Consider the following 12,507-nt stretch of genomic DNA (forward strand, 5'->3'; position numbering starts at 1 on the left):
TTTCGTGATCTCAATGGCTTGATCGATTAAATTTTGGCTTAATTCTTGCTTTTGAAAGGACTGTCTGATATAAATGTGTTCAATTTATAACGCTTTACTGCCCATCTCTTCTGATTGAGCATCATTCATATTGGTCTAAAAAAATGTTGCAACAAACCCCCACTCTTTTGAAAGTGGGGGTTTAACTTGTTCTTTAATTATCACGCTTTTTCGATCCAAACAATCCGAATACGATTGCCAGTGCAGTAATAATCGCCACCCAAGTAGTCAAACCCATATGATCACCGCTTTTTTTTAAAAAATAGGAATTGTGTTCATAACATCTCTTATTAAAGGTTTTTACCAGTTGTGATAAAAGTGGAACTCTCTACACTACTCTCATTAATTATGATTCAAAAATATTTGTAAGTCACTAAAACCTTTGTTTTGTATCTTTTCAATAAAGAGTTCAATACGTCTATTTTTCTGAATCTCATTTTCCATACAGTAATCGAGAAAACCTATTAACACTTCCCTTGTTATCATAATCCCCTCAATTTCTTTATTTACTAGTTTACTACTAAGAGTTGTAATAGATTTAAGTTTTTTGTCTCCTGATAACTTACCCGATGTGACATATCCATAAAAAGATAATTGCTTCCCTTCATATTGAAGATAATTTGGAATATATTCTGAAGCCATATAATTGGCTAGATTCTGCGAAAGTGCAAAACCGTTTGAATAATACTTTGTATCGATAATACCGCATTTACCCTCATATTTTAGCAAAATTTCTATCTCTGTCTTTTTTCCGTTGACTTTTGGCTGATATACGGCTTCAAATCCGATTGCTTCAAAGATTTTCAGTGTTTCTTTTTCAAATTCTGCTGGTGTTAGTTCACCAAGGTATTTCTCTACAAACTCTTCAGGTATACTTGCTATTTTATATGTTTCAGAACGAAGCCTATCTACAGCTTTCTCAGCTTCATTTGGCCCTATAGCTGGAATAAAATACGAAAGCAGTTCTTCACGTACCAATTCAGATGCATTTGGAATACTATTTAGAACAGATTGAATTTTCCTCTGCATCTTGATATTGTTACTCGCAGGTTTCTCATCCCCAAAATCGCTCACTTTATAACTATCTACATCAAGTCCATTATTTTGTGCCATACGTTCAATTGAAATTAGATATCGTGTGTTATAAGGATAGCGGCTATCATAATAATTTAGAATATTCTGCGCTTCTCTCGCTAATGCAGGATCAGTCTTCAATAATGCCTCTCCACGCTGATACTCGACAAGTGCAGTGTACTCGCATAAAAGCATAAACGTATGGGCCACATCAGAGTGAGCCTGGTAATAATCACGTGCTGCTTTGTCATTTCGATCGCGATGGTCATATTCGACAGCAATCTTTTGCTTCATCACCTTCTGTTCATCCTCACAGGCATTACGATAAGCAATAATCTTTTGAGCAACCTCTTCTAGTTGACTATCCTGCTGTGCCGTCAGAACAAAATAGGTGATTTCTTCTTTTGTCACCCGGTAATTTAAATCAGCTCGCTGCACAAGTTTTACCAAAAATCTAGCAGGCCGGATGCGGAAGCCCTGATCGAATTTGGGACGAAAGCCAGCTTCCATAAAGTAAGCGTTTGGAATCTGAAGTGTTAATATCTGCTTTTTTACGTTCTCATATTCTTTTATTCCATTAATCAATGCCTGTCCTGCTTTAGTTGGTTTAACTAGACCATCACTATTTATATAGCAGTAGGCAAAAGTCTTTAACATAGCACACCAAGTACGGCCTCCTGATCCTTCAGCACTAATATTGTTCCTCTTTAATCCTTTAGATACCAAAACAGCCTCATAGTGTTTATGTAATTCTCTATTTCCCTGCCATTTCACAGTAAAATTTTGCGTTGCATCAGCCAATGCTTTAATGGCATCCGCATGAAATTGCGGGTCTCTTTCTGGTCTTGTAATAAACCATACTTTTCGTTCTGCCAATTTTTAATCCTCCTTACAAATTCCATTTGTCATGCACTTAGAATATCTGTTCAGCTTTTAAAGTTTTTATATCTATAACATTGACACCCCTTCAAAAGATAACACCTTCATGCAAAACTAAATGCTTTTTTTGCCCACACAGCTAAACCTAGTATATCTAATTTTAATACTTTTCAAGAAGGATTTATATGGAAACAATATGTCAATCAATTTAATTGAAAATGTTTTTACTATCAATGAAAGAAAGGGCACTGTAATATGTGAAAAAAACACTAGCGCTATCATCCTCGACGACTAAATTATTGCCTCAAACTAGGTTTAAATTTTTCTTTTAGATTAGTCAGTAGATATCTAATGTTGCTTAATCATAGTAAAAAATCTCTAATTTTATATAAAGCAATTCTTAAGACTTTATTTTTTTTCTAAAACGTGTAAAATAAATAGCGTATCAGTATGCAAGAACGTACTTTCGTAATAACGTTGATTATATAAAAATATGAGAAGAGGTTTTGTTATGATTTTTAAAAAGGGCGAACTCTTTAATGGACCCGGCGGCCTCAGTCTTGGCGCTAAATTGGCAGGATTTACACATCCAAAAACGGGCAAAGAATGGCGTATAGAGCATGTTTGGGCAAATGACTATGATCCAAATGCGTGCAGCACATTTCGTTACAATATTTGCGGTGATTTAGAAGATCAATCTGTCTTTTGCGGACCAGTTGAGCAGCTTCCTATTGGCGATAAAACAGTTCTAGAGGAAATTGATTGTTTCGCGTTTGGATTCCCCTGCAACGATTACAGCAATGTTGGTGAAAAGCAGGGATTAAACGGTACATATGGTCCTCTTTATTCATACGGGGTAAAAGTGCTGGAAGAATACCAGCCGAAATTCTTTGTAGCAGAGAATGTTGGTGGACTTCAAAGCGCTAACGAAGGAAAAGCATTCATCAAAATCTTAACAGAGCTTGAGGATTGCGGATACAAATTAACACCTCACCTGTACAAATTTGAAGAATACGGTGTCCCACAGGCACGCCATCGTATTATCATTGTTGGCATCAGAAATGACTGGGCTGCAAAAGGTGTAGAGTTCAGAGTACCGGCACCGATTACACTAGCCTCTACAGACTATGTTACATCTAAGCAGGCAATTACTGAGCCGCCGATTCCTGAAGATGCACCAAATCATGAAATACCTAAACACACTAAGAAAGTACAGGAAATGCTGAGCTACATTCCGCCCGGCGAAAATGCCTGGTATGCTGGAATTCCAGAAGACCTTCAGCTTAATGTAAAGGGAGCACGCCTAAGTTCAATTTACAAACGTCTAGACCCTGATCGGCCGGCTTATACAGTGACTGGCAGCGGCGGCGGCGGAACTCATATGTATCATTGGCAAGAGCTTCGAGCGCTTACAAATCGGGAACGTGCCCGCCTGCAGACATTTCCAGATGACTTTGTATTTCAGGGAAGCAAAGAAGCAGTCAGAAAGCAGATTGGCATGGCAGTACCAGTTAAGGGAGCGAAGATTGTATTTGAAGCCATTTTGAAATCATTTGCTAAGATAGATTATGAATGGATAGAGCCCGCGAAAAAGCTGCAGCTTGAAAATTTACGCGGACAGAGAAAGGGTACAATTGATGAAGTAGAGAATTCACAAGAAAAACCGATTGGAAAATTAGATAACCAAATAGAACTGAATATATAACACAAAAAAGACGGCACCGATACTAAGGTTCCGTCTTTTGAGCTTGCCTTATAAAGGCTTCAATTTCTCCGACTGTTTTATCGAAATTCTCCTTAAATTCATGTTCCCAGATCCGCTTATAATTCCATCCGCGTACCTTATAATAATCCCTTACCTCTTCATCTCGTTCCCTGTTCCGTTTGAGTTTTTTATCCCAGTATTCCTGATTGCTTTTTGGACGATTTCCATGTATTTCACAGCCATGCCAAAAACACGAATCGATGAAAATGACAATCTTATATTTTTTTATGGAGATATCCGGTTTACCAAAAAGAGTCCGATCGTTTTTACGAAAACGTATACCTCTGCGCCAAATTTCTTTAGAAATTCGATTTTCTAATTTTGACTGAGAACGAATTGCCTGCATATTTTTCCGACGCTGCTTCGGAGTTAAGTTATCTGTCACTCTAACACCTCTTTTATATTGGAGTTAAAGTTTAAACCATTCGCTCAAATTAAAAATAACACCTGTTTTTAATATATTATTGAAGATAACAAAAACCCCTATATTTCAAGGGGTTTTCGAGGGTGTTACATCATTCCGCCCATTCCACCCATGCCGCCCATATCTGGCATTCCGCCGCCTGAGCCGCCTTCTTCTGGTTTGTCAGCAACGACTGCTTCAGTTGTTAGAAGCATTGCTGCAACAGAAGCTGCGTTTTGAAGTGCAGAGCGAGTTACTTTTGTTGGGTCAACGATTCCTTTTTCGATCATGTTTACCCATTCGTTTGTTGCTGCGTTGAAGCCTACGCCAATTTCTTCGTTTTTCAAGCGCTCAACGATAACGGATCCTTCAAGACCTGCGTTGTGAGCGATTTGACGAATTGGCTCTTCAAGAGAACGTAGAACGATGTTTACACCTGTTTGAACGTCACCATCAGCTTCAATTGAAGCGACTTTGTTGTATACATTCACAAGTGCTGTACCACCACCAGATACGATACCTTCTTCAACTGCTGCGCGAGTTGAGTTCAGTGCATCCTCGATGCGTAGTTTACGCTCTTTTAGTTCTGTTTCAGTTGCAGCACCAACTTTGATGACAGCGACGCCGCCAGCTAGTTTTGCAAGACGTTCTTGTAATTTTTCTTTATCGAATTCAGAAGTTGTTTCTTCTACTTGTGCACGGATTTGGTTCACACGTGCTGAGATTTGAGCAGAATCTCCTGAGCCCTCTACGATTGTTGTGTTTTCTTTTGTCACAACGACTTTAGAAGCGCGGCCAAGCTGACCGATTTCAGTTGATTTCAGGTCAAGTCCTAAGTCTTCTGTGATTAATTCTCCGCCAGTTAGAACAGAGATGTCTTCAAGCATTGCTTTACGACGATCACCGAATCCAGGTGCTTTTACTGCTACTGCGTTGAATGTACCACGAAGTTTGTTCACAACAAGAGTTGCAAGTGCTTCGCCTTCTACATCTTCAGCAATAAGCAATAATGGTTTTCCTTGTTGTACAACTTGCTCAAGTACAGGAAGGATTTCTTGAATGTTTGTGATTTTTTTATCAGTGATTAAGATGTAAGGATTTTCAAGAACTGCTTCCATCTTATCAGAATCCGTCACCATGTATGGTGAAGCATATCCGCGATCAAATTGCATACCTTCAACCACTTCAAGCTCAGTTGTGAATCCTTTAGATTCTTCAATTGTGATGACACCGTCGTTACCTACGCGTTCCATCGCTTCAGCGATTAGGCTGCCGACTTCCTCGTCTGCTGCAGAAATAGCCGCAACTTGAGCAATTGATTCTTTACCTTCGATTGGTTTAGAAATCTCGTGCAAGCCTTCAAGTGCTACTTTCACTGCTTCTTCGATCCCTTTACGAACGCCAACAGGGTTTGCACCAGCTGTTACGTTTTTAAGACCTTCACGGATCATCGCTTGAGCTAGAACTGTTGCAGTCGTTGTACCGTCACCAGCTACGTCGTTTGTTTTGCTTGCAACTTCAGCCACAAGTTTTGCACCCATGTTTTCAAATGCATCTTCTAATTCGATTTCTTTTGCAATCGTTACACCATCATTTGTGATAAGTGGAGAACCGAATTTTTTCTCAAGAACCACGTTACGTCCTTTAGGTCCTAAAGTTACTTTTACAGCATCTGCAAGTGCATCTACACCACGTAACATTGCGCGACGTGCTTCTTCACTGAACTTAATATCTTTTGCCATAATAACGAAACCTCCTCAGTCTTTTTAAAAATTTATCTCAATGTTTTTTATGTGATTAACCAATAACAGCTAAAATGTCGCTCTCACGAAGGATTAAATATTCTTTTCCTTCATATTTCACTTCAGTGCCTGCATATTTTGAGAAGATAATGCGGTCGCCTGTGCTTACTTCTAACGCAACGCGCTCACCACTTTCAAGTACACGCCCTGAACCTGCTGCAACAATTTTACCTTCTTGCGGTTTTTCTTTTGCAGAATCCGGTAACACAATACCGCTAGCGGTTTTTTCCTCAGATTCAACGAGTTCAATGATTACGCGATCGCCTAATGGCTTTAACATAAGAAACAACCTCCTCAATTTTTATATGTAGTCTTTTTTAGCACTCATCACCAGTGAGTGCTAACACATTTATTATAATAAAGAATGTCTTCTGCAATTTCAAGTGAAAACCTTTAAAAATTTTTACGCTTTCAAGATCTTTTTTGATCTCAGATTCTTTCCTTTTCATCGAAAAAGAAGACTTGTGTTACAATAAATCTAGTTCTTTTAGTAAAGGGGTTTTCGTTACTTGAAAAAACAATATTGGTACATCATCTTAACGTATATATTGGTGCAGGTTTCTGCGATTCCTTATGTGTTCATCATGAAGTGGTTAGGTTACATTCAGACACCGATGACACAAGCAGAACTCTCTAAATTGTCAGGAACATGGACAATCATCAGCTTCTGTGTCGGACTAATCATTATTCTGCTCATCCTTCGGACTGTGCCAAAAGCTTCACTTCGAAATGAAGCACCGGTTTCAGTCGGCGCGGCAATCGCTTGGATCATTGGCGGTTTCTTTCTTTCCCTCTTAGCACAATCAATTGCGGGGGCGATTGAACAATATGCATTTGGCATTGGACGAGAATCTGAAAATACCCAAAACATTTTATCCATTATGGATGCAGTTCCATGGCTTGTGATCGTCATCGCCCTGATTGGACCGATATTAGAGGAAATCATTTTTCGAAAAATCATCTTTGGTGTGGTTTATGAAAAAACGAATTTTTTCATTGGAGCACTTGTCAGTTCAGTGGTTTTCGCTGCTGTACACTATGATTTTCCCCATATCTTGCTCTATACCGCAATGGGCTTTACCTTTGCCTTTTTATATGCGAAAACAAAACGAATCATTGTTCCAATCGGCGCTCATATGCTGATGAACTCGCTCGTCATTCTTGTGCAGATTGAGCCTGTAAGAAAAATGATTGAAGAACAATCTCAAACCATGCAAATGATTATTGGAGGCTTTTTCTCATGAGAAACCCAGTCGTATGGGGCATCATTTATTTTGCCGTAGGTGTGGCTTTCACCTATATGGCCATTCAAAACCCAGGTGACATGTGGTCATTTTACAGCATTTTGCTGATGGTGTTTGCGGCCTATAATATCAATATCGCGCTTAAAATGTTTGCCTTCTCTGTCAAACTCAAAAAACAGCAGCAAAAATAAATCAAAAACCATTTTCCGCGGTTGGAAAATGGTTTTTTTATGGAGGATGTATCTTCATGGAACATGAAAAACTTCGTATCTTCAATGATCAGCATGAAATGATGGGAGCTGCCGCTCGTTCAGATGTCCACACCCAAGGTCTTTGGCATGAAACATTTCATTTCTGGCTTCTTAAAAAGGAACATGGCACCATGTATCTCTATTTTCAGCTTAGAAGTCCCGCAAAAAAGGATTTCCCTTCTCTTTTTGATATCACAGCAGCAGGCCACCTTCTTGCAGATGAACAGCCTTCTGATGGCTTAAGAGAGGTAGAAGAAGAGCTTGGTCTTTCTATCCCTTTTGAGGACCTCACCTTTGCAGGTGTCATACAGGATGAAATCCATATGCCTTCGTTCATCGACCGTGAATTCTGCCATGTGTACCTTTATATGAATCAAGAAGAGCACATGGAAGTTCATCTACAGAAAGAAGAAGTCGCTGGTCTGTACAGAGCAAAGCTGCTTGATGCACAGCAGCTATTAACAGGAGCATGCGAAAAAATTCGAATCAATGGCTTTAAAGTTGATGCAAACGGAGAACGACATGAGGAAAGTTTTGAAGTAGGTGTTCATGATTTTGTCCCGCATGAGCCCGCCTATTATGAGCACCTCTTTCATGCGATCAATCAATTTCTTTCACAATAGAAAAAGCATCGTGATCCCTCATTGGATCATGATGCCTTTTTATGAGACATAATGACTTTCTTTCTCCTCTGTTTGCTGCATTTTACGATAGGTCACTCTCGAAATAACAATACTCACTTCGTACAATACGAGCATCGGCAAAGTAACCATGAGGTGGGAAACGATCTCTGGCGGTGTAATGAGTGCGGCAATGACAAGGAGGACAAAATAGGCATACTTCCGTATTTTTGATAAAAACATCGGTGTGATGATGCCAAGTCTTGTGAGAAACATCAACACAACGGGCATCTGAAACAAAAAGCCAAATGGAAGTGTTAACTGCATCAGAAATGTAAAATACTCATGAATCCCAATGACTTGCTCTACATTTAAATCATTCGACATCCGTATCATAAAATCAACGACAAACGGAAACAAAATAAAATAAGAGAAAGCCACACCGCTCAAAAATAACAGCAGTGCAATCGGAATATAAGCAAGTGTCACCTTTCTTTCTTTATCATATAAGCCAGGGCTCACAAACGCCCATAGCTGATATAAAATAACGGGACACGTCAAAACCAAAGCAATGACAAATGCGAACTGCATAAACACGTACAGAGGATCTGTAAGCTTAAATGCGTTCAGCGTGAGTGTTGCCGCTTCATCGGTATTTTGTAAATACACAATGACCGGCTTAGCGAGAAAAAAACCAGCCACCATAAAGGTGACAAAAAACATCGCAATGACCACTAAACGTTTTCGCAGTTCCACAATATGCTCCATAAGCGGCATATCTTTGACATTCATGAAGCTCATCCTATTCTACTGATCTTCTTTTTTCTTTTTTTCTTCCTGATCATCAGCTAAGCCTTTTGTGGCATTTTTGAATTCACGTAATGTATCTCCTGCTGCTCTTCCTAATTCAGGAAGCTTTTTCGGCCCAAAAATAATGAGCGCTACAATCGCAATCAGAATCAAACTCCCAGGACCGATCGGACCCATTTGCTCCACCCCCTTTACCCCTTTTCGTCAATCCTCCTGCGTAACAGAATAATGCTTTAAGAAATACACAAGAGACTGAAGTTCAACCGCCAAATCTATATGATGAATTCGAATGTGTTCCGGCACATTCAATCGAGCCGGCGTAAAGTTAAGGATTCCTTTGATGCCAAGGGCAATCAAACGATCTGTAATGGATTGAGCTGCTACGGCAGGTACTGTCAAAATCGCAACAGGGATATCTCCTACCTCTTGAACATGCTCTTCAAGCTTATCCAAATCATAGACAGGCACGCCGCCTATCTCACTTCCTATTTTACTCTCATTGACGTCAAAAGCCATTGAAATTTTTGTATTATTATTTTTTATGAAATTATAGTGTAAAAAAGCAGTTCCTAAATTCCCGACACCGATGAGCATGACATTGGTCATTTCATCTTGGTCAAGGGTCTTTCTGAAGAAGGTCAAGAGATAATCGACATTATAGCCATACCCTTTCTTCCCAAGTGCACCAAAGTACGAAAAATCTCGGCGAATGGTGGCAGAATCCACTTTGACTGCATCACTAAGCTCTGCCGATGACACCCTTTGTTTTCCTGATGCATGCAGATTTTTTAAAAAACGGTAATATAGCGGCAAACGTTTGGCTGTCGCTTGTGGAATTTTTGACTGATCTATATTCATATAAGGTCCTCCAACTTAAATATCAGATGCTCTGTGAAAATCACCATTTTTCCCGCCTGTCTTTTCAATTAGATAGGTAGGACCGATGATCATGCCTTTATCAATCGCTTTGCACATGTCGTAAACGGTCAGTGCACATACTGAAGCAGAAGTGAGCGCTTCCATCTCCACACCCGTACTTCCTTTTGTTTTTACCTGTACTTGTATGTTCAGGATGTGCGCATTTCCGTCTTCCTCCCAATTAAAGGAGATATCCACGCCTTTTAGTGCAAGCGGATGACACATTGGAATGATGGTAGATGTTTGCTTTGCTGCCATGATGCCAGCAACCTGTGCGACAGACAGCACATCCCCTTTTCCAATTTCACGCTGCTCTATTTTATGAAACACTTCTTTTATCATACGAACACTTGAAACAGCTACGGCGGTTCTCACTGTAGACGATTTGTCACTAATGTCGACCATCTTTGCTCTTCCCTGTTCGTTAAAGTGGCTAAATTGACTCATCTTTCAACGCTCCCTCACTCAAATGATACACTATTTTTTCCTATCTGTCTTTCATTTGAATATGGCGATTGTATGTAACATTTGCCGGTTTACTGCTGATAAGCTACACTTAACATATTATAGCAGAGGTGAAGTTACATGATGATTCTACAAGTGAATCAGCTGTCCAAATCGTTTGGCGCTGATACCGTTTTAACGAATATAAAATTGGAAGTCAAAGCAAGGGATCGAATTGCCATTGTAGGTCGAAACGGCGCAGGCAAATCCACGCTTTTGAAAATCATTGCCGGTCAAATGTCTTACGAGCAAGGTGAGATCATCAAACCAAAAGACCTATCGATCGGCTATTTAGCACAGCACACCGATGTGACGTCTACACGTACGTTAAAAGACGAATTATTATCGGTTTTTGATCATTTAAAAGAGATGGAACAAGAGATGAGAACCATTGAGGAGAAAATGGCTTCCTCCACAGGTTCTGAGCTGGATGCCCTTATGAAAACCTATGACAGGCTTCAGCAGGAATTTAAAGATCAAGGCGGCTATCAATATGAAGCAGATGTCCGCTCCATTCTTCATGGACTCGGCTTTAGTCATTTTGAAGATGAGACAACCGTCCAATCCTTAAGCGGCGGCCAGAAAACCCGTCTAGCGCTTGGAAAGCTCTTGTTAATGAAACCAGAACTCTTAATTCTGGATGAGCCGACCAACCATTTAGATATTGATACCTTATCATGGCTGGAGCAGTATTTGCAAAATTATACAGGCGCTATTCTTATCGTGTCCCATGACCGCTATTTCTTAGACAAAGTCGTAAACCACGTCTATGAAGTCTCAAGAACTTCAATGAAAAAGTTTGCAGGGAACTATAGTAAGTATCTTGAACTGAAAGCAGAGCAGCTCGAGCGTGATATGAAACTCTACGAAAAGCAGCAAGAAGAGATCTCAAAGCTTCAGGATTTCGTGGATCGCAACCTGGCAAGAGCTTCAACCACAAAGCGCGCTCAAAGCAGACGCAAGCAGCTCGAACGGATGGATCGTTTAGATAAGCCTTTAGGAGATGAAAAATCCGCAAACTTTCATTTTGATATTACGAGACAAAGCGGCAATGATGTTTTGAAGGTACATGATCTCGATATTAGTTATGATGAAAAAACACCGCTCCTATCCTCTCTTTCTTTTCAGATTAAACGCGAGGATAGTGTGGCACTCATTGGTCCTAACGGGATCGGGAAATCAACCCTTTTAAAGACGTTAACGAACACATTAACACCCGTAAAAGGCGATATCACTTTTGGATCTCATGTCACGATTGGCTACTATGACCAAGAGCAAGCTAAACTGACATCTTCGAAAAAAGTGCTAAATGAACTTTGGGATGACTATCCTCATATGAATGAAAAAGAAATTCGGACATGTTTAGGAAACTTCCTCTTTTCCGGTGATGACGTTCTAAAGCCTGTCCATGCATTAAGCGGTGGAGAAAAAGCACGCCTTGCACTGGCAAAGCTGATGCTCCAAAAAGCCAATTTCCTTATTCTCGATGAGCCGACAAACCATCTTGACTTAGATAGTAAGGAAATTTTAGAGAATGCACTGATTGATTATCCAGGAACCATCTTATTTGTTTCGCATGATCGTTATTTTATCAATCGTCTCGCTACGAAAGTATTCGAGCTGTCGCCTACAGAAACAAGAGAATATCTCGGTGATTATGATTACTACCTTGAAAAGAAAAATGAACAACTAGAGCTGGAAGCACTTCAAGAAAATGAGCCGCTTAAAAAACAAGCTGCACAGCCAGCAGAAAAGGCAAAGCTTTCTTATGCGGAAGAAAAAGAACTGAAAAAGAAAGAAAGACAAAAGCAGCGCAGAATCGAAGAAATTGAAGAACGCATTGCTGTCGTCGAAGACAAACTTGGTGAAAATGAAGAGCTGCTATGTGATCCTGATATTTTTCAAGATCACGAGAAGGTCCAAGCCATTCAAACAGAAAATGATACGCTCAATCAAGAGCTGGAATCACTTTTTGCAGAGTGGGAAGAGCTGTCAGAATCTTAAAGAGTGCCCTAAAGGGTACTCTTTTTTCTTTCAATGAAAATTTATTATCCACAACGATACCCACAATAACTTCTTGATTATTCTTAAATACTTTGGACTTATCCACTTTATCCACAGAGTTTTAATCACATATCCACAAAAAAGATCGTATTTATACACATCCTCTTCAATTTAAAACAAAATTTTCTAACAAT

General features: G+C 39.7%; 13 protein-coding genes. 5 read left to right on the plus strand and 8 right to left on the minus strand.

Annotation, left to right across the window (positions count from 1 at the left end):
- Positions 1–381 precede the first annotated feature (381 nt).
- On the minus strand, positions 382–1,989 hold the full coding sequence (locus tag JVX94_RS11545) for an AlwI family type II restriction endonuclease (RefSeq protein WP_205183198.1): 1,608 nt from the start codon (positions 1,987–1,989) through the stop codon (positions 382–384).
- Positions 1,990–2,503: 514 nt separating this feature from the next.
- Between JVX94_RS11545 and JVX94_RS11550 the strand changes: the two genes are divergently transcribed.
- On the plus strand, positions 2,504–3,697 hold the full coding sequence (locus JVX94_RS11550) for a DNA cytosine methyltransferase (protein WP_205183201.1): 1,194 nt from the start codon (positions 2,504–2,506) through the stop codon (positions 3,695–3,697).
- Between the two features lie 22 nt (positions 3,698–3,719).
- Here the strand turns inward: JVX94_RS11550 and JVX94_RS11555 are convergent, their stop codons facing one another.
- From JVX94_RS11555 to groES, 3 genes are all read right to left on the minus strand, one after another.
- A complete protein-coding gene (locus JVX94_RS11555) occupies positions 3,720–4,142 on the minus strand; it encodes a very short patch repair endonuclease (protein WP_205183203.1) in 423 nt (140 codons plus the stop codon).
- Between the two features lie 125 nt (positions 4,143–4,267).
- Complete coding sequence (gene groL, locus JVX94_RS11560; protein WP_041108751.1) at positions 4,268–5,902, minus strand: chaperonin GroEL; 1,635 nt, start codon at positions 5,900–5,902, stop codon at positions 4,268–4,270.
- Positions 5,903–5,957: 55 nt separating this feature from the next.
- Positions 5,958–6,242, minus strand: coding sequence for a co-chaperone GroES (groES, locus tag JVX94_RS11565; RefSeq protein WP_024426730.1), 285 nt, complete (start codon positions 6,240–6,242; stop codon positions 5,958–5,960).
- 229 nt (positions 6,243–6,471) lie between these two features.
- On the opposite strand from groES, the gene JVX94_RS11570 reads away from it, so the two are divergent.
- Genes JVX94_RS11570 through JVX94_RS11580 form a run of 3 tightly spaced genes read left to right on the plus strand, consistent with a single transcriptional unit; the run spans position 6,472 to position 8,080 of the window.
- Complete coding sequence (locus tag JVX94_RS11570) at positions 6,472–7,206, plus strand: CPBP family intramembrane glutamic endopeptidase (protein ID WP_205183205.1); 735 nt, start codon at positions 6,472–6,474, stop codon at positions 7,204–7,206.
- Positions 7,203–7,397, plus strand: coding sequence for a YdiK family protein (locus tag JVX94_RS11575; protein WP_003213897.1), 195 nt, complete (start codon positions 7,203–7,205; stop codon positions 7,395–7,397). The genes JVX94_RS11570 and JVX94_RS11575 overlap by 4 nt, the downstream gene beginning before the upstream one ends.
- 56 nt (positions 7,398–7,453) lie before the next feature.
- The gene (locus tag JVX94_RS11580) at positions 7,454–8,080 is read left to right on the plus strand and encodes an NUDIX hydrolase (RefSeq protein WP_205183207.1); all 627 of its coding nucleotides are present in this window, start codon (positions 7,454–7,456) and stop codon (positions 8,078–8,080) included.
- Between the two features lie 39 nt (positions 8,081–8,119).
- Here the strand turns inward: JVX94_RS11580 and tatC are convergent, their stop codons facing one another.
- From tatC to moaC, 4 genes are read right to left on the minus strand one after another with little or no spacing between them, the layout of a single operon-like run.
- On the minus strand, positions 8,120–8,878 hold the full coding sequence (tatC, locus tag JVX94_RS11585) for a twin-arginine translocase subunit TatC (protein ID WP_240193757.1): 759 nt from the start codon (positions 8,876–8,878) through the stop codon (positions 8,120–8,122).
- 6 nt (positions 8,879–8,884) lie between these two features.
- Positions 8,885–9,064 (minus strand): twin-arginine translocase TatA/TatE family subunit, encoded by a 180-nt coding sequence (locus JVX94_RS11590; protein ID WP_008355689.1) that lies wholly within the window; start codon positions 9,062–9,064, stop codon positions 8,885–8,887.
- Between the two features lie 27 nt (positions 9,065–9,091).
- Positions 9,092–9,745, minus strand: coding sequence for a redox-sensing transcriptional repressor Rex (locus JVX94_RS11595; protein WP_008355687.1), 654 nt, complete (start codon positions 9,743–9,745; stop codon positions 9,092–9,094).
- A 15-nt stretch (positions 9,746–9,760) separates the two neighbouring features.
- A complete protein-coding gene (gene moaC, locus JVX94_RS11600) occupies positions 9,761–10,252 on the minus strand; it encodes a cyclic pyranopterin monophosphate synthase MoaC (protein ID WP_041115989.1) in 492 nt (163 codons plus the stop codon).
- A 138-nt stretch (positions 10,253–10,390) separates the two neighbouring features.
- On the opposite strand from moaC, the gene JVX94_RS11605 reads away from it, so the two are divergent.
- Positions 10,391–12,313 carry an ABC-F family ATP-binding cassette domain-containing protein gene (locus JVX94_RS11605; protein WP_144472647.1) on the plus strand — a complete coding sequence of 641 codons (1,923 nt, stop codon included), beginning with the start codon at positions 10,391–10,393 and terminating at the stop codon, positions 12,311–12,313.
- Positions 12,314–12,507 lie beyond the last annotated feature (194 nt).

It is taken from the genome of Bacillus sp. PDNC022, assembly GCF_016919285.1.
GTDB classification, from domain to species: Bacteria; Bacillota; Bacilli; order Bacillales; family Bacillaceae; genus Bacillus; species Bacillus safensis.